Below are 17,825 nucleotides of genomic sequence, written 5' to 3'. Positions count from 1 at the left end.
CATAATTCATTGGCATTCGGAGTTTATATGAGATTGGTAATCCGGGATGGACCCCTCACCCAAACAGTGCTCTACCTCCAAGAATCTCTAATGTCGACGCTAGCCCTAAAGCTATTTCGGAGAGAACCAGCTATCTCCAAGTTCGTTTGGAATTTCTCCGCTACCCACAAGTCATCCAAGCACTTTTCAACGTGCCCTGGTTCGGTCCTCCAGTGCGTCTTACCGCACCTTCAACCTGCTCATGGGTAGGTCACATGGTTTCGGGTCTACGACATAATACTAAAGCGCCCTATTCAGACTCGGTTTCCCTACGGCTCCGTCTCTTCAACTTAACCTCGCATCATATCGTAACTCGCCGGTTCATTCTACAAAAGGCACGCTCTCACCCATTAACGGGCTCGAACTTGTTGTAGGCACACGGTTTCAGGTTCTATTTCACTCCCCTCCCGGGGTGCTTTTCACCTTTTCCCTCACGGTACTGGTTCACTATCGGTCACTAGGGAGTATTTAGGGTTGGGAGATGGTCCTCCCAGATTCCGACGAGATTTCACGTGTCTCGCCGTACTCAGGATACTGCTAGGTACAAAGACTATTTTAAATACGAGGCTCTCACTCTCTTTGGCTGACCTTCCCATGTCATTCTTCTATAGTCTTTGAGTCCACATTGCAGTCCTACAACCCCGAAGAGTAAACTCTTCGGTTTGCCCTCCTGCCGTTTCGCTCGCCGCTACTAAGGCAATCGCTTTTGCTTTCTCTTCCTGCAGCTACTTAGATGTTTCAGTTCACTGCGTCTTCCTCCTCATATCCTTAACAGATATGGGTAACAGGTAGTACCTGTTGGGTTCCCCCATTCGGAAATCCCTGGATCATCGCTTACTTACAGCTACCCAAGGCATATCGTCGTTTGTCACGTCCTTCTTCGGCTCCTAGTGCCAAGGCATCCACCGTGCGCCCTTATTAACTTAACCTTACTTTTTTGACCTTTCAGTCATAAACTCTTATTAATACTACAGCGTTTTCGGTTTATTTTCTTGTTACTATTTGATATAGATATTCAATTTTCAATGTGCATTACTTGGTGATCTCTCACCAATGGAGCCTAGCGGGATCGAACCGCTGACCTCCTGCGTGCAAAGCAGGCGCTCTCCCAGCTGAGCTAAGGCCCCACAAGACCTCTCAAGACTAAACAAGACCAATGTGCATTCCTTATCCTTAGAAAGGAGGTGATCCAGCCGCACCTTCCGATACGGCTACCTTGTTACGACTTCACCCCAATCATCTATCCCACCTTAGGCGGCTGGCTCCTAAAAGGTTACCTCACCGACTTCGGGTGTTACAAACTCTCGTGGTGTGACGGGCGGTGTGTACAAGGCCCGGGAACGTATTCACCGCGGCGTGCTGATCCGCGATTACTAGCGATTCCGACTTCATGTAGGCGAGTTGCAGCCTACAATCCGAACTGAGATTGGCTTTAAGAGATTAGCTTGCCGTCACCGGCTTGCGACTCGTTGTACCAACCATTGTAGCACGTGTGTAGCCCAGGTCATAAGGGGCATGATGATTTGACGTCATCCCCACCTTCCTCCGGTTTATTACCGGCAGTCTCGCTAGAGTGCCCAACTGAATGATGGCAACTAACAATAGGGGTTGCGCTCGTTGCGGGACTTAACCCAACATCTCACGACACGAGCTGACGACAACCATGCACCACCTGTCACCTCTGTCCCGAAGGAAAACTCTATCTCTAGAGCGGTCAGAGGGATGTCAAGACCTGGTAAGGTTCTTCGCGTTGCTTCGAATTAAACCACATGCTCCACCGCTTGTGCGGGCCCCCGTCAATTCCTTTGAGTTTCAACCTTGCGGTCGTACTCCCCAGGCGGAGTGCTTAATGCGTTAGCTACGGCACTAAACCCCGGAAAGGGTCTAACACCTAGCACTCATCGTTTACGGCGTGGACTACCAGGGTATCTAATCCTGTTTGCTCCCCACGCTTTCGAGCCTCAGCGTCAGTTACAAGCCAGAGAGCCGCTTTCGCCACCGGTGTTCCTCCATATATCTACGCATTTCACCGCTACACATGGAATTCCACTCTCCCCTCTTGCACTCAAGTTAAACAGTTTCCAAAGCGTACTATGGTTAAGCCACAGCCTTTAACTTCAGACTTATCTAACCGCCTGCGCTCGCTTTACGCCCAATAAATCCGGACAACGCTCGGGACCTACGTATTACCGCGGCTGCTGGCACGTAGTTAGCCGTCCCTTTCTGGTAAGATACCGTCACAGTGTGAACTTTCCACTCTCACACTCGTTCTTCTCTTACAACAGAGCTTTACGATCCGAAAACCTTCCTCACTCACGCGGCGTTGCTCGGTCAGACTTCCGTCCATTGCCGAAGATTCCCTACTGCTGCCTCCCGTAGGAGTCTGGGCCGTGTCTCAGTCCCAGTGTGGCCGATCACCCTCTCAGGTCGGCTATGTATCGTGGCCTTGGTGAGCCGTTACCTCACCAACTAGCTAATACAACGCAGGTCCATCTGGTAGTGGTGCAATTGCACCTTTCAAGCAGCTATCATGCGATATCTACTGTTATGCGGTATTAGCTATCGTTTCCAATAGTTATCCCCCGCTACCAGGCAGGTTACCTACGCGTTACTCACCCGTTCGCAACTCATCCGGAAAGAGCAAGCTCCTCCTTCAGCGTTCTACTTGCATGTATTAGGCACGCCGCCAGCGTTCGTCCTGAGCCAGGATCAAACTCTCATTAAAAGTTTGAGTTCTCACTCATTTCTGTCACTGACAGATTTATTGTTTTTTCATTGTTCAGTACTATAACCTTAAGTTATAGTGCCCTGCACATTGGTTCGTCTTGTTCAGTTTTCAAAGGTCTTTGTCGCGCTTGCGACAACTATATTAGTATATCACAGTCACTTTTCTCTGTCAACAGGTTTTTTTAACTTTTTTTAAATCCTATTTCCATCAACCGCGATACACCCATAGTCCGTACGGGATTCGAACCCGTGTTACCGCCGTGAAAAGGCGGTGTCTTAACCCCTTGACCAACGGACCTGAGCTTTTTCAACTCTTTCTATTATACCCACTTTTAGATTCTTGTCAAGAACTTGAGCTTATTTTTTTATCTTTTTGGAGAAAAATCTCTTAGTACATGCTTTAGTTCTTTCAACATTGCTTTTCTTCCTTTGAATCGCTCATCAGCCAACAATCGTTCAAATAACTCCAATTTTTCTTTCCCTAATCCTGCTCGATACTCGTTAAGCAATTCTTGTAGTGCGTAAGACTCATCTATCAACAACCCCCCTTCGCCTAATCGATGGCTAATCTCGCTCACTTCTTCATAAGCTTGTCGATCCAATCTTCTTTTATAACTTTCTTGTTTTCGAACTGCATCCAAAATTCGATTTCGAAACTTTGTTTTGAAGTAGGTATAAAATTCCTTATTTTTATTTTCCTTAAAATCAGGGTGATTTTCTAATAAGTCATGTAGGCAAATCATTCCCTCTTGATCCCAATCTTCTTTTTCCCATAAATGAAGGTAGTATTCTTTTCTACACTTATGTACAATAGCTTTTACTTCGTGATAATTCATGTCTAACATAGTCGTTCTCCTTTTCTGCCAATAGTATAGCAAAGGTAGAGACGAATTATGACATTTCTTCTATTTTGTTATTTATCTTGCTTGATTATATTTTTTAGAATTTTTGATATTTCGTTGGGATATCTTTTTAGACTTTTTAGGATATAAAAAGAGACAAGAGTTATGCTCTTGTCTTTTAAAAAATTTATTGGAACAAATCTACAATTGTATCCCAGACGGTTTTTGCCTTTTCTTTAATTTTTGCATCTGAAATAGCTTTTTCTGCCTCATCAATAAGGTTCTGAGCTCTACTTTGGATATCATTTATAGAGTCATTTGACTGCCCACCACCATTGTCAGTTGACTGATTCGGAACATTTTCAGGAGCAATCCCATTTATTTTATAGGCATTTTCAACTGTAAATGTGCTTCCTGGTGTATAAGGAAGAATTGTTTCTGCCATACTTCTAAAAATATGAGCGGCGCCATTTGATGTCGAACCTGCTAGATAATGATTTTCATCGGTTGTCGGGAAACCAAGCCAGTGACTAATGACTACATCTGGCGTATAGCCGATAACCCACTGGTCACTCGTATACACCGGGTTGAAGGCTGCTTCTGTTGTACCTGTTTTTCCGGCCATAACATAACCATCTGGTGATGAACTTATCCCTGTACCGTTTGTGAATGTCCCTAGCATCATGCTAGTCATTTTATCCGCTACGGATTTATCTATCACTCGTTTTTGAGAATTCTTATGGGTAGCAATGACTTGACCACTTGCATTTTCAATACGTGTAATGAAATGTGCTTCAGGCATCAAACCTTCGTTCGCAAATGCTGCATAAGCTTGCGCCATTTGCAGTGGACTAGTTTCCACACCACCGCCCAGTGCAACACCCAACACACGATCTACATTGGTTAAGTTAAGCCCGAATCTTTCGCCTGATTCAAAAGCCTTGTCAATACCAAGTTCCTTAACCGTGGCTACTGCAGGAAGGTTTAGGGATTCAGCTAAAGCTTGGTACATTGGAACTTCTGGAGATGTTTTAATTCCTGCGTAGTTATCTACCTTGTAATCACCATACTCCATCGTGTGATTATCCAACTCTTTATTTAGAGGCCAACCAGCTTCGACTGCTGGGGTATAGACAACTAAGGGCTTAATAGTTGAACCTGGGCTTCTTTTTGATTGAGTTGCATAGTTGAAATTTCGGAAACCGGCTTTATCATCTCCTGCTACACGACCAACAACTCCTCGAACTCCTCCTGTTTTTGGCTCTAGAGCAACACTGCCCGACTCAGCATGAGTTCCATCTTCTGCGGTTGGAAAGAGAGCTGTGTTTTCATAAATGACCTGCATATTAGCCTGGTAATTCTGATCTAATTCCGTATATATACGATAGCCGTTGTTCACAATTTCTTCTTCAGTTAAATTATACTTTTCAATTGCTTCATTAACAACAGCATCAAAATAGGATGGATATCGGTAGTCTGAAACTTTCCCTTCGTAAGCATCCTGGAGTTGAGAGGCCATATCAACACCCGAAGCTTCCGCTTCTTTGTCTTTATCAATATAGCCAGCAGCGACCATGTTTTGTAGAACGGTGTCTCTACGATTAGTAGAATCTTCAATAGAATTCAAAGGGTTATACAACTCTGGCCCTTTGAGCATTCCGGCTAAAGTTGCAGCTTCATCAAGTGTCAGTTGAGAAGCTGAGACCCCGAAGTATTTTTTACTTGCATCTTCAACACCCCAAACCCCATTTCCGAAGTAGGCATTGTTCAAGTACATAGTCAGAATTTCTTTCTTACTATATTTTTTTGTTAGCTCCAAAGCTAAAAAGAATTCTTTCGCCTTTCTCTGTACAGTCTGATCTTGAGAAAGATAAGCGTTTTTCGCTAATTGTTGGGTAATTGTAGAACCACCACCCGAACGACCAGCTGTTAGGATAGCCAGGAAAAAGCGTCCATAGTTAATTCCACTATTTTTATAGAAACTTCTATCTTCTGTAGCAATGACGGCATTTTGTAAGTCTTCACTGATGTCCGAAAGTTCGACATAGGTGCCTTTTTGACCTGACAAGGCGCCTGCTTCTTTTTCCTCTCTGTCAAAAATCAGAGTGCGAGTTTTTAAAGCGTTTTGTAAGTCGGTAACATTTGTCGATTTTGCTAGAGCAAACAAATAGACCCCAACAAACAAGCTGGCACTAAGCCCAAGAATCAAAAAGATTTTTGTCAGATGATAGCGACGCCAAAATTTTCGAACAGGGCCAATTGCTCCCGCTTTCTTTCGTCCTGCTCTTGAACGCCGTAAATTGCTCGACACACTTTCTTCTTGTTCAATTCCATTCATTTCTGTTTTTTCAATTTCAGATTCTTCTTTTTTAAATAAAGAAAGAAATTTTTCAAATAAGGTATCTAATTTCATGCGTATATTTTATCATCTTCCCCATAGGAAGACAAGAATTTTGCTAGTTCCCCTGTCCAAATAAATTGATTTTTGTTACAATATCAGTATGAAATTTACCTTTACGATCCCCAACTCTCTACCCGAAATGACTGTCAAACATTTTCTAGAAGAACAGCTGTTAATACCTCGAAAAATAAGGCACTTTTTGAGAATCAAGAAACACATCCTCATTAATCAAGAAGAGGTCCATTGGCATCAAATGGTCAAGGCCGGAGATGAGTGCCAATTGATTTTCGACGAGGAAGATTATCCTACAAAAGAAATTCTCTGGGGAACCCCCAAACTTGTCGAAGAAGTCTATCAAGATCAACATTTAATTATCGTCAATAAACCCGAGGGCATGAAGACACATGGAAATCAGCCCGATGAGATAGCTCTTCTCAATCATGTCAGCGCCTATGTTGGTCAAACTTGCTATGTTGTCCATAGACTAGATATGGAAACAAGTGGTCTCGTACTGTTTGCTAAGAATCCATTTATTCTTCCTATCCTTAATCGCTTATTAGAAAAGAAAGAGATTTCTCGAGAATACTGGGCTCTGGTTGATGGAAGATTAGAGGCTAAGGACTTGATCTTCCGAGATAAAATTGGTCGCAATCGCCACGATCGTAGAAAAAGAATTGTGGATCAAAAAAATGGTCAATACGCCGAAACTCATGTAACTCGGTTAAAACAATTTCAAAACAAAACCAGTCTCGTTCGCTGTAGATTGAAAACAGGACGTACTCATCAGATCCGAGTCCACCTATCTCACCATGGACATCCAATCCTCGGGGACCCTCTCTACAACCCACACTCAAAAAACAAGAGACTGATGCTTCACGCATTTAAACTATCCTTTATCCACCCTCTGACTTTAAAACAATTAAGCTTTACCACACTCTCAGATACATTTGAAAGAGAATTAAAACAAAATGGATGATTTTATCATCCATTTTTATAGATACAAAAAGCAAGACCGATTGGTCTTGCTTTTTCGACTCAGAAATTATTTAGCAATTTTTGCGAAGTATTCAAGAGTACGTACAAGTTGTGCAGTGTAAGACATTTCGTTGTCGTACCATGATACAACTTTAACCAATTGTTTACCGTCAACGTCAAGAACTTTAGTTTGAGTTGCGTCAAACAATGAACCGTATGACATACCTACGATATCTGAAGATACGATTGGATCTTCTGTGTAACCGTATGATTCGTTTGAAGCTGCTTTCATAGCTGCGTTCACTTCATCAACAGTAACGTTCTTTTCAAGAACAGCTACCAATTCAGTAACTGATCCAGTTGGAGTTGGAACGCGTTGTGCAGATCCGTCAAGTTTACCGTTCAATTCTGGGATTACAAGACCGATAGCTTTAGCAGCACCAGTTGAGTTAGGAACGATGTTTGCAGCACCAGCGCGAGCACGACGAAGGTCACCACCACGGTGTGGTCCGTCAAGAATCATTTGGTCACCAGTGTAAGCGTGGATAGTAGTCATCAATCCTTCTACAACACCGAAGTTATCTTGAAGAGCTTTAGCCATTGGAGCCAAGCAGTTTGTAGTACATGAAGCACCTGAGATAACTGTTTCAGTACCATCAAGAACGTCGTGGTTAGTGTTAAATACAACTGTTTTAACGTCATTTCCACCAGGAGCAGTGATAACAACTTTCTTAGCGCCACCTGCATGCAAGTGTTTTTCAGCAGCTTCTTTCTTAGCAAAGAAACCAGTCGCTTCAAGAACGATTTCTACACCGTCGTTAGCCCAGTCGATTTGTTCTGGATCACGTTCAGCAGAAACTTTAACGAATTTACCGTTAACTTCGAATCCACCTTCTTTAACTTCCACAGTACCGTCGAAACGACCTTGAGTTGTGTCGTATTTCAACAAGTGTGCAAGCATAACTGGATCTGTAAGGTCGTTGATGCGAGTAACTTCAACACCTTCTACGTTTTGGATACGACGGAAAGCAAGACGACCGATACGACCGAAACCGTTAATACCAACTTTAACTACCATTAGTGATTTCCTCCTTATGAAAATCATGAAAATTTTATTGTGAAAAGAGTAACTTGAATCACTACAAATCACCTTTCAACAAACCTATTATATAACTATTTTAGTTTTATTGCAAGCGCTGACGTTGATTTTCACTTCAGTTTTCTATTTTCTAGATACACAATTTTATATAGATTCCCTTTGTCAAAAGTCTATCAATATACATCTTTATAGTTATTTACAAAACTTTTTGTTAAACTTTTAACCTCTTCTATTTTGAAAAACTATAAAAAGAGGCAGGATTACTCCTGCCTCTGACTGATAATCAATTATTTAAGACGTCCTGGTCTTTCTTTGTAACCATAGTAAGCATCTTCGATGATTTCTTGCATATGATCAACCATTGGAAGACGTGGATTTGCAGGTGAACATTGATCTTCATAAGCAAGGAAGGCCAATTCACGTGAATGTTCTTTCCATTCTTTCTCGTCAACACCTTGTGCTTTGAAGTTCATTTCGATACCTACGCGCTCACCGAGTTCGTAAACAGCTTTAGCATAAGATGCAACCCCTTCTTCTGGAGTAGAAGCTGGAAGTCCAAGCATACGAGCGATATCTTGATATTTCTCATCTGCACGGTAGTAGTTGTACTTAGGCCATGTAGCTGTCTTAGCTGGGCGTGTACCATTGTAACGGATAACGTATGGAAGCAAGATTGCATTTGTACGTCCGTGAACTGTGTGGAATTGTGCACCAATCTTGTGAGCCATTGAGTGAGAAATACCTAGGAAGGCATTAGCAAAGGCCATACCAGCAATAGTTGAAGCGTTATGCATTTTCTCACGTGAATGGAAGTCTGCATTCTTAACTGAACTTTCAAGGTTTTCAAATACGAGTTTGATCGCTTGAAGAGCAAGACCGTCAGTGTAGTCGCTAGCCATTTGTGATACGTAAGCTTCAGTTGCGTGAGTCAATACGTCCATACCAGTGTCAGCAGCAACAAATCCAGGAACTGTCAATACCAAGGCAGGGTCTACGATTGCCACAGTTGGTGTCAATGAGTAGTCAGCGATTGGGTATTTACGGTTGTTTGCTTTATCAGAGATAACGGCAAATGGAGTTACTTCAGATCCTGTACCAGATGTAGTTGGAATCGCGATGAATTTAGTCTTCTTACCAAGCAATGGGAATTTGAAGGCACGTTTACGGATATCCATGAATTTTTGTACAAGGTCACGGAAGTCCACTTCTGGTTGCTCATAGAAGAGCCACATTACTTTAGCAGCGTCCATTGGTGATCCACCACCAAGAGCAATGATTGTATCTGGTTTGAAGGAACGCATAATCTCAGTACCACGTTCAACTGTAGTGATATCTGGATCTGGCTCTACATCTGCAAAGATTTGGTAAACAACCTTATTGCGACGAAGGTCAAGTTGCTCGATGATACGATCAAGGAAGCCAAGCTCTACCATAGCGTGGTCAGTAACGATCATGACACGCTCAACGTCACGACATTTTTGAAGGTATTGAATTGAATCACGTTCAAAGTATGTTTTTGAAGGAAGTTTCATCCATTGCATGTTATTTCTCCGTCTTCCGACTTTTTTGATATTCAAGAGGTTAATGGCGCTAACGTTATCCCCAACTGAGTTACGTCCGTAAGAACCACATCCGAGTGTCAATGATGGCAAGAAGGCATTATAAACATCCCCGATACCACCGAAAGTAGAAGGTGAGTTACAGATAACACGGATAGCTTTAACAGCTTTACCAAATTCTTTAGTCAATTCTTCATCAGCTGTATGGATAGCAGCTGAGTGCCCAAGACCGTTAAATTCAACCATTTGACGAGCTTTAGCAATACCATCTTCACGGCTTTCAGATTTCAAAACTGCGATAACTGGTGACAATTTTTCACGAGTCAATGGCTCGTTTTCACCAACTTCTTTACATTCTGCAGCAAGAATGTTTGTTCCTTCTGGAACAGTAAATCCTGCTTGTTCTGCGATCCAAGTTGCTGGTTTACCAACGATGTCAGCGTTCAATTTTGCACCAGCGCAGTTTTTGCTGTTTGCTTTCACGCCGAAGCAGAATTCTTCAAGAAGAGCTTTTTCTTTTTTGTTTACAAAGTAAGTGTGGTAAGATTTTAACTCTGCTACAAATTCATCATAAATTTCTTTATCAATAATAACCGCTTGTTCAGATGCACAGACCATACCATTATCAAATGATTTAGACATGACGATATCGTGAGCAGCTTGGCGAATATTAGCTGATTTTTCAACATAAGCTGGAACGTTTCCGGCACCTACCCCAAGAGCTGGTTTTCCACATGAGTATGCAGCTTTAACCATGGCATTACCACCTGTTGCAAGAATTGTTGCAATACCTTCGTGGTTCATCAATGCGCTAGTTGCTTCCATAGATGGTTCAGTAATCCACTGTACACAATTTTCAGGAGCTCCTGCTTTAATCGCTGCATCACGCACGATTTGAGCAGCGTGAGCAGATGATTCTTGAGCTGATGGGTGGAATGCAAAGACAATAGGATTACGAGTCTTCAATGAAATCAAAGCTTTAAAGATTGCTGTTGAAGTTGGGTTAGTTGTTGGAGTGATACCACAAACAACACCAACTGGTTCAGCGATAAGAGTCAATCCTGTCACATCGTCTTCTTCAATAACACCAACTGTTTTAGTGTGGCGCATGTTGTTTACTACGTGCTCACAGGCAAACAAGTTCTTAGTCGCTTTATCTTCAAATACTCCACGTCCTGTTTCTTCAAAGGCATGTAGAGCCAATTCTCCGTGGGCATCAAGAGCTGCAACTGAAGCTTTTGCTACAATATAATCGACTTGATCTTGGTCAAGTTTACGCATTTCTTCAAGGGCAACCAAAGCTTTTTGCACCAATCCATCGACATGCTTTTCAGCAGCGAGTTTCTTTTCCTCTGGTGTTACAGTTTTTTTATCAGCCATATTTTCCTCCATAGCTTTCAAGGATTGTAAGTCCTTTGTTAATTTTTTCACAATCTTATTATAACTCTTTTTTCAAGATTTGTAAACAGTTTCATAGAAATTTCACAAACTTTTTTTATTCGCTTGTGAAAATAATTTTACACAGCCCTACCCATACACTTTTTAACTTATACTTTGTGAATAATCCCATAAAACTTTTATTTTTCACAAACTTCATTGTAAAAGGGTATTGAAAGGCGTCTCAATTTCCATGTAAGCGCTTTCTATAGGTACGGTATATTACCCCCTCTAAGAGGAGGTTATTGTGCTTGTTGGAAGAGTCCTTGTTTAAAGTCGCCTTCATAGACAACTTCTTGCTCTGTAGTCAGTTTTCCTTTTCCTTCAGCTTGGCCATTAACAAAGTCCCCTTCATAAACCCAGCCTTCTTTAGCTTGGTAGGTCCCTTTACCGTTAAATGCTCCATTTTTAAATTCACCAGTATAAGTGTCGCCATTTGAGAAGGTCATTGTGCCTTTGCCATTCATCTTTCCACGAACAATACTTCCATCATATACAAGTGAATCGCCATCCAGTTTTAAAACTCCTTGCTTAGGCATATTTCCTACAAATACAAATATAGCACAAAGAGCTATGACTACTACTGTTGCAATTTCCAAACGAGGACGCGTTATATAGACACTATACTTATCATAGAATTTCTTTAAAATATCCATTTTTTGCCTCATTTTCTAAACGTGTTAGCCAAGCTTGGCAACCAGTTAAAACTCGATCGTAAGTTTCATCAAAATCACCTGTATACCATGGATCAGGAACACCCTCAGAAGCAAATGCCTCTAGCTTGTGTTGTTGATCTTGAGGACACATCCGAGTCAAATCTAGAAGATTGGACTCGTCCATCCCAATGACATAATCAAAATATTCAAAATCACCCTTAGAAATTTGCTGTGATGTTTTTGATGAATCGTAAGGAATCTCGTGAGCTTTAAAAATTTTCTGAGTTCCTTTGTGAATTGGATTTCCATGTTCCCAAGAAGAAGTTGCTCTACTTTCAATCTCATAATCATCGGTTAAAGATTTCATAACAAATTCTGCCATAGGACTGCGGCAAATATTACCAAGACATACAAAAACAACTTTCTTCATTATTATTCCCCATCTTCATAGAAAAAGGGGTATGAGATCCACCCCGTTTTATTCTTCAATCGCGCTTTCACCATCAACAACTGTGCCTTCTGATGTAACAGCCTCTTTAAGTGGCAAGACAGATTTGATAGCTCCAAGTTCAAAAGTCAAGTAAACTCCGTCTACATCAAGTACAATCGTTCTGTTTTCGGTATCAACTTCATCAACTGTACCGTATAAACCACCGATAGTAATGACTTCATAGCCTTTTTGAAGTTTATTGAGACTCTCCATGCGTTTTTCAGCTTGTTTCTTTTGAGAACGTTGCATAAAGAACATCAAGGCAAACATCCCTACAAGCATAATCACAAATGTTAAATTTGCATTCATTGTATTTTCTCCTTTGTAATTCAGATAAAACTACTATATCAAATTTCACTATTTTTTACAAGATTGCACCTTAGTTTTAAGTCAATAAAAAACCAGAGCAAAGCTCTGATTTTTCTTATTTCAAGTTGTTTACAAGTTCTACTAGGTTTTCAACTGTAAATCCATACTCTGCCAACACTTTTGAAGCTGGGGCAGATGCTCCAAAGGTATCAATACCGAGAACTGCTCCATCAAGACCAACGTATTTGTACCAGTTTTGAGTCGCTCCCATTTCAACCGCTACACGGCGACGAACTGCATTTGGTAAGATTTCTTCTTTGTAAGCTACATCTTGTGCATCAAATACATCTGTAGATGGCATGCTGACTACGCGAACTTTTCCACCTTGACTTGCTAATTCCTTCGCAGCTGCAACAGCCAGATTCACTTCTGAACCTGTTGCAATCAAAATAGTGTCAAAGTCTGTAGCATTTTCATAGACAACATAAGCACCTTTCGCAACCTTATCAAAGTCTGTTCCTTCCTCAACAGTCAAGTTTTGACGAGTCAAAACAAGGGCAGTTGGTGTTTTCTCACTCTTCACTGCAAGGTACCAAGCCGCTTGAGTTTCACGCGCATCTGCTGGACGGAAAACATTAAGGTTTGGAATCGCGCGAAGTCCTGCCAAGTGCTCAATCGGTTCATGAGTTGGTCCATCTTCACCAACTGCGATTGAATCGTGGGTGAAGACATAGGTTACAGGAAGACCTTGTAGAGCTGATAAACGAACTGCTGCTTTAAGGTAGTCTGAGAATACGAAGAAAGTTCCACCGTAAACTCGAAGTCCACCGTGAAGAGCCATTCCGTTCAAGACAGTACCCATTGCAAATTCACGGACACCAAACTGTATATTACGGTTCAAGCGATTTGCATCGTCCTGAAGTCCGTCAGTTTTGATGTAAGTCATATTTGAATGAGCAAGGTCAGCTGATCCACCAAGGAAGGTTGGCAATTTAGCAGCCACTACATTTAAAGCATCCTGGCTTGAGTTACGAGTTGCTTGAGAAAAGCCATTTTCTAAAGCTGGGAAGTCTTCTGAAGTCAATTCAACTGGATCGCGTCCGTCGATGATTGCTTCCACTTCTGCAGCAAGCTCTGGGTAAGCTCCTTTATAATCTGCAACTAGTTTTGTCCATGCTTCATATGCTGATGCACCTCGGTCCGCAACATTTTCTTTGAAATCAGCATAAACTTCTGCTGGGATTTCAAATGGTTCATAGTTCCAACCAAGTGCTTGACGTGTTGCTGCAGTTTCATCCGTACCAAGAGGGGCACCGTGTACGGCATTAGTCCCTTGTTTGTTTGGCGAACCATAACCAATAACAGTTTTTACTTCAATTAAAGATGGTTTCCCTGAAGCCTTAGCTTCTTCAATAGCTGCTTGAATAGCTTCTAAGTCTGTCCCATCTCCAACCAAGGCTGTATGCCAACCGTAAGCATTGTAACGATCGCGAACACTCTCTGTGAATGAATCTTTTGTCTCACCGTCCAAGTTGATATCATTTGAATCATAGAGAACAACCAATTTGTCAAGTTTCTGCAAACCTGCATAAGAAGCAGCTTCACTTGATACACCTTCCATCAAGTCACCATCTCCACAAATAACATATGTGTAGTGATCAAAGATGTTATAACCTTCGCGGTTATACTTGGCTGCAAGGAAACGTTCTGCTTGTGCAAAACCTGTCGCAGTCGCAATCCCTTGTCCTAGAGGACCTGTTGTTGCATCAACCCCTGCTGTATGACCAAATTCTGGGTGACCTGGAGTTTTAGATCCCCATTGACGGAAGCTCTTCACTTCATCCATGCTCACATCTTCAAATCCAGAAAGATGAAGAAGGGCATAGAGAAGCATTGATCCGTGACCCGCTGAAAGAATAAAACGGTCGCGGTTGATCCAGTTTGGTTGAGCTGGATTGATACGAAGTTCTTTAGTGAAAAGGCTGTAAGCCATCGGAGCAGCACCCATAACCACCCCTGGGTGACCTGAATTAGCTTTATTAATAGCGTCAATACCCAAGAAACGAATAGCATTAACAGATAGATTTGACATAGAATTTCCTTTCTATTTAAGGTGATAAGTTTATCACATATCCTATTCTACTATTATATGAAAAAACAGATAGAATAGCAATAAAACAATTTACTATAAAATGACTCAGCCGATTATACTAATCTCTAGTCACTTGATAGTAAGGTGATAGTTTTTCAAAACCTCTATCAAGTTTATCTAGAAGCTTATCTATAGTATCTTCATCGGCTACTGGAATATCAACTTTTACTAAAACCTTACGAATCTCCTGATTGGATAATTGTTGTCTTAAAAGTTGCCTATTCTCCTCAGTAGCTTATACTCTATAGCTTTCATCGTTTTTCTGAACCCAATAATAGATTCCCTCAACCACTGGCACATCCAAAACTTTAGCCTGTTTTGACAAGGTAGTCTCATCTTTCTTTCTCTCTACAAAGCTAACTTCTATAGAGATTCCCCAATTATTCTGATTTCCATACAAACGAAGAGCCATCATGGGCTCTGTTACATGCCCCTCTCTCTGTAAATAACCCCAGAAATGTGGTCGTAATCTCTGCGCTTGATTCATCCATTGACTGGTTGGGTGTAAATTCCAATCGGAATGCCTAGCTTGAAAACATTCCGCTAGGTGAGTAAATGTCTTTCGCGCTTCCTGCCCTTTTTGACGCAGGTCTAGCATTTTATCTTTTTCAGCTCCTGCTTTTTCAGGATTCCGGTACTGTTCCCCTTGATAAGCAAGATAGTCCTTGATTTCTTTCATTTTACTCCTTCTTCAGTTAGAAAAAATCAGGTTTCCCTGATTTTTCATTTTTATTCTGTGTCAACTACAACGTAACGATTTGGTTCGTCACCTTCAGAGTAGCTAGTAACACCTTCCATTCGTGAGATGATACGATGGATAATTTTACGCTCGCTGCTTGACATTGGATCTGTCATCTGACTACGGCCTTCTTCCAAGACACGTGTAGCTAATTTTTGAGCATAACTTTGTAACACTTCTGCACGATGTTCAACATAATCATTCACGTTGATAGTAATGTAGAAAGTTTTTGAATAACGATTGTAGAGGTAATTTTGTGCCAAAAGTTGAAGGGATTTCAAAACCTTACCATGGTAACCAATGATACGGCCTGGCTCATTTGTATCAATTTGCATGTTAATAGAGCGACGGTTAGAGGTGCTAGAAATAGTCCCCTCAACATCCATATCATCGATGATTGCTTGAACATAATTGGTTACTTCTTCAACAACCTTTTCAGTGTCGTATGTTGGCTCGACTTTCAAACCAAGATTTTCTAAGTCGCTACCTTTTTCAGGCTCAACCTCGTCTTGAGTTTCTTCAGGTTGCAATTCTTTTAAAACTTCAATATGGCCTGTTTCTTCTAAAATCGTGCTGGCTTCTTTATCATTCTTAAGAATTTCAGCTTTGACTTCTTCGGAGATTTCTTGACCTTCTTCTTCAATTTTCTTGATAGCAGCAACTACATGTCCTAAATCAACGGTTGCTTCGCTGACTGTTTTAACTGGATCATTTTGATCATTAATTTCTTTTGGAACGCCTTTGATTGCTTGCTGATTTGCTTTTACAACCGTTGTTTCACTGATTGCTTCGATATCAACTTGAGCTGGTTTTTTACCAAAAAGTCCAAAAAATCCTTTTTTCTCTCTCGAAACAACTTTGATATGAGCTTTCATTCTCGGAATATTTAATTCATTCAATCCCTTTTGGATTGCTTCTTCAACTGTTGAACCTGTAAATAATACCATTATCAGATTTCTCCTTACTTTTTCTTTTTCTGTGCTTTCTTTAGAGCTTTTCTTTTCTTAACTTCTAAATCCTTCTTAGCTTGCACATCTGCTTCACGCTCTGCAATAATTTTGAAGGGGTTATTCAAAAGGTAAGTTTGCAATACTTGATAAGCATTTGAAACCGCCCAGTAAAGAGCGACACCACTTGGAGCAGATATTGCAAAAAAGAAGATTATAACAGGCATCCCATACATCATACCTGTCATTGCACCATTTTTCTCAGGCAAAGCTTTATTTGAAAGCCAGCTACTGAGGAAGGTGAATAGGGCAGCTAAAATAGGTAGTACGAAAGTGGTATCAGCTCCACCTAGATTGAACCATAAGAAGTGGCCTGTCTTCAAAAAATCTACGTTTGATAAAGCTTGGAAAAGAGCCAATAGAATTGGCATTTGAATCAAAAGCGGCCAGAAGGATGCGGATTGCTTAATGCCTAATTCTTTAAATAATTTACGTGTTTCCTGATCTAGCTTAGTACGACTTTCCATGTCGCGACCTGGATAACGTTCACGTAATTCTTTGATAAGAGGTTGCGCCTCTTGCATTTTTCTGGAAGCCACCATTTGTGTTTGAAAGACCGGTAACAGTATTGTTCTAATCAAGACTGTGAACAGAATAATCCCTAAACCAATGCTGACATCAAATGACAAAAATCGAATAGTTTCAGCAAAAAAATAAACAAGTTTACTCCAAAAGTCTGCAGAATCTGCAGACACTTCACTAGTTGCACAAGCAGTCATTACCAACAAGGACAAACCTAACAAACTAGTCAATTGTAATTTCTTCTTCACTCTTATTTCCTTCCTGGTAAATCTTTGCTAATCTCAAAACATGAAGTAAGTTTTTTTCAATTTCTGCATATTCTAATAGTTCAACGTCTTTTCGAGCAATCACAACAAAATCGACATTATCAGCAATTTGATTACTATTTTGAATGAGAACATGCCGGATTCTTCTCTTGATTTGGTTTCTTGTCACAGCATTTCCTAATTTTTTACTGACTGATAAACCTACTCGAAAATGTGTTTCATTATTTTCTAATCGATAAATAACAAATTTTCGATTAGCTACACTTGCTCCCTTTTTAAATATGGCGTCGAAATCTTTCTCTTTTTTTACACGAAAGCTTTTTCTCAAAAATTCTACTCCATCTAATAAAACTACTACTATTATACCATAATTTTTCAAAAAGCCAATCATGGCAAGGTTTTAGGCTGGTTTCACTTCGAAAAAGTAGCCATTCTTAAAAAATTTGACCAGAATCAATGAAATTTTACTAGTTTTTTAAAGAATACAAAACAAAAGCCACTCTTACGAGCGACTTTTGTAGGAGATTATTATGAAAAAGTTTAGGATTTCTATTAAATAAAGTTAGGAGGTCTTTATTTAATGATTAGAGTATACACACCTATCC

General features: G+C 40.8%; 12 protein-coding genes, 2 tRNA genes, 2 rRNA genes and 1 pseudogene (1 of these 17 only partly in view). 1 reads left to right on the top strand and 16 read right to left on the bottom strand.

All coding sequences use genetic code 11. The features are described 5' to 3' along the window. The 6 genes from SPAR10_RS04425 to pbp2a all read right to left on the bottom strand — a co-directional run. Positions 1 to 968, bottom strand: a 23S ribosomal RNA gene (locus SPAR10_RS04425); it reaches 1,933 nt to the left of the window's first position. Between the two features lie 125 nt (positions 969 to 1,093). Then, positions 1,094 to 1,166: transfer RNA gene (locus SPAR10_RS04420), tRNA-Ala, on the bottom strand. Between the two features lie 50 nt (positions 1,167 to 1,216). Next, positions 1,217 to 2,764 (bottom strand): 16S ribosomal RNA (locus SPAR10_RS04415). The 16S and 23S rRNA genes sit together here with 2 tRNA genes alongside, the layout of an rRNA operon. A 228-nt stretch (positions 2,765 to 2,992) precedes the next feature. Next, a tRNA-Glu gene (locus SPAR10_RS04410) sits at positions 2,993 to 3,064 on the bottom strand. Positions 3,065 to 3,131: 67 nt separating this feature from the next. Then, positions 3,132 to 3,611, bottom strand: a complete 480-nt coding sequence (locus SPAR10_RS04405; RefSeq protein WP_004251150.1) for a sigma factor — start codon at positions 3,609 to 3,611, stop codon at positions 3,132 to 3,134. A gap of 184 nt (positions 3,612 to 3,795) precedes the next feature. Continuing rightward, entirely contained in the window at positions 3,796 to 6,021 is a 2,226-nt protein-coding gene (pbp2a, locus tag SPAR10_RS04400; protein ID WP_004251147.1) for a penicillin-binding protein PBP2A, read from the bottom strand. Positions 6,022 to 6,109: 88 nt separating this feature from the next. Here pbp2a and SPAR10_RS04395 point away from each other — a divergent pair, with 88 nt between their 5' ends. Continuing rightward, positions 6,110 to 6,985: an RluA family pseudouridine synthase gene (locus SPAR10_RS04395; protein ID WP_100249480.1), complete on the top strand. Its 876-nt coding sequence runs from the start codon at positions 6,110 to 6,112 to the stop codon at positions 6,983 to 6,985. Between the two features lie 66 nt (positions 6,986 to 7,051). On the opposite strand, the gene gap is transcribed toward SPAR10_RS04395, so the two are convergent. From gap to rnpA, 10 genes and pseudogenes are all read right to left on the bottom strand, one after another. After that, positions 7,052 to 8,062, bottom strand: a complete 1,011-nt coding sequence (gap, locus tag SPAR10_RS04390; protein ID WP_004251141.1) for a type I glyceraldehyde-3-phosphate dehydrogenase — start codon at positions 8,060 to 8,062, stop codon at positions 7,052 to 7,054. A 308-nt stretch (positions 8,063 to 8,370) separates the two neighbouring features. Beyond that, a complete protein-coding gene (adhE, locus tag SPAR10_RS04385) occupies positions 8,371 to 11,022 on the bottom strand; it encodes a bifunctional acetaldehyde-CoA/alcohol dehydrogenase (protein ID WP_004251139.1) in 2,652 nt (883 codons plus the stop codon). A 299-nt stretch (positions 11,023 to 11,321) separates the two neighbouring features. After that, complete coding sequence (locus SPAR10_RS04380; RefSeq protein ID WP_004251138.1) at positions 11,322 to 11,735, bottom strand: MORN repeat-containing protein; 414 nt, start codon at positions 11,733 to 11,735, stop codon at positions 11,322 to 11,324. Next, positions 11,710 to 12,165 carry a low molecular weight protein-tyrosine-phosphatase gene (locus tag SPAR10_RS04375; RefSeq protein ID WP_025170533.1) on the bottom strand — a complete coding sequence of 152 codons (456 nt, stop codon included), beginning with the start codon at positions 12,163 to 12,165 and terminating at the stop codon, positions 11,710 to 11,712. The genes SPAR10_RS04380 and SPAR10_RS04375 overlap by 26 nt, the downstream gene beginning before the upstream one ends. A gap of 48 nt (positions 12,166 to 12,213) precedes the next feature. Beyond that, entirely contained in the window at positions 12,214 to 12,534 is a 321-nt protein-coding gene (yajC, locus tag SPAR10_RS04370; RefSeq protein ID WP_004251136.1) for a preprotein translocase subunit YajC, read from the bottom strand. A 115-nt stretch (positions 12,535 to 12,649) separates the two neighbouring features. Further along, positions 12,650 to 14,626: a transketolase gene (gene tkt / locus SPAR10_RS04365; protein WP_004251135.1), complete on the bottom strand. Its 1,977-nt coding sequence runs from the start codon at positions 14,624 to 14,626 to the stop codon at positions 12,650 to 12,652. Positions 14,627 to 14,744: 118 nt separating this feature from the next. Next, positions 14,745 to 15,365, bottom strand: a pseudogene (locus SPAR10_RS04360) (ribonuclease P). Positions 15,366 to 15,415: 50 nt separating this feature from the next. Further along, positions 15,416 to 16,372, bottom strand: a complete 957-nt coding sequence (gene jag, locus SPAR10_RS04355; RefSeq protein ID WP_004251133.1) for an RNA-binding cell elongation regulator Jag/EloR — start codon at positions 16,370 to 16,372, stop codon at positions 15,416 to 15,418. Positions 16,373 to 16,386: 14 nt separating this feature from the next. Next, complete coding sequence (locus SPAR10_RS04350) at positions 16,387 to 17,202, bottom strand: YidC/Oxa1 family membrane protein insertase (RefSeq protein ID WP_004251132.1); 816 nt, start codon at positions 17,200 to 17,202, stop codon at positions 16,387 to 16,389. Next, positions 17,177 to 17,548: a ribonuclease P protein component gene (gene rnpA / locus SPAR10_RS04345; protein ID WP_004251130.1), complete on the bottom strand. Its 372-nt coding sequence runs from the start codon at positions 17,546 to 17,548 to the stop codon at positions 17,177 to 17,179. The genes SPAR10_RS04350 and rnpA overlap by 26 nt, the downstream gene beginning before the upstream one ends. Between the last annotated feature and the right edge of the window lie 277 nt (positions 17,549 to 17,825).

Source organism: Streptococcus infantis SPAR10 (genome assembly GCF_000279535.1).
In the GTDB taxonomy this organism is placed as follows: Bacteria; Bacillota; Bacilli; order Lactobacillales; family Streptococcaceae; genus Streptococcus; species Streptococcus infantis_I.
This window is presented reverse-complemented; position numbering and strand designations above follow the sequence as displayed.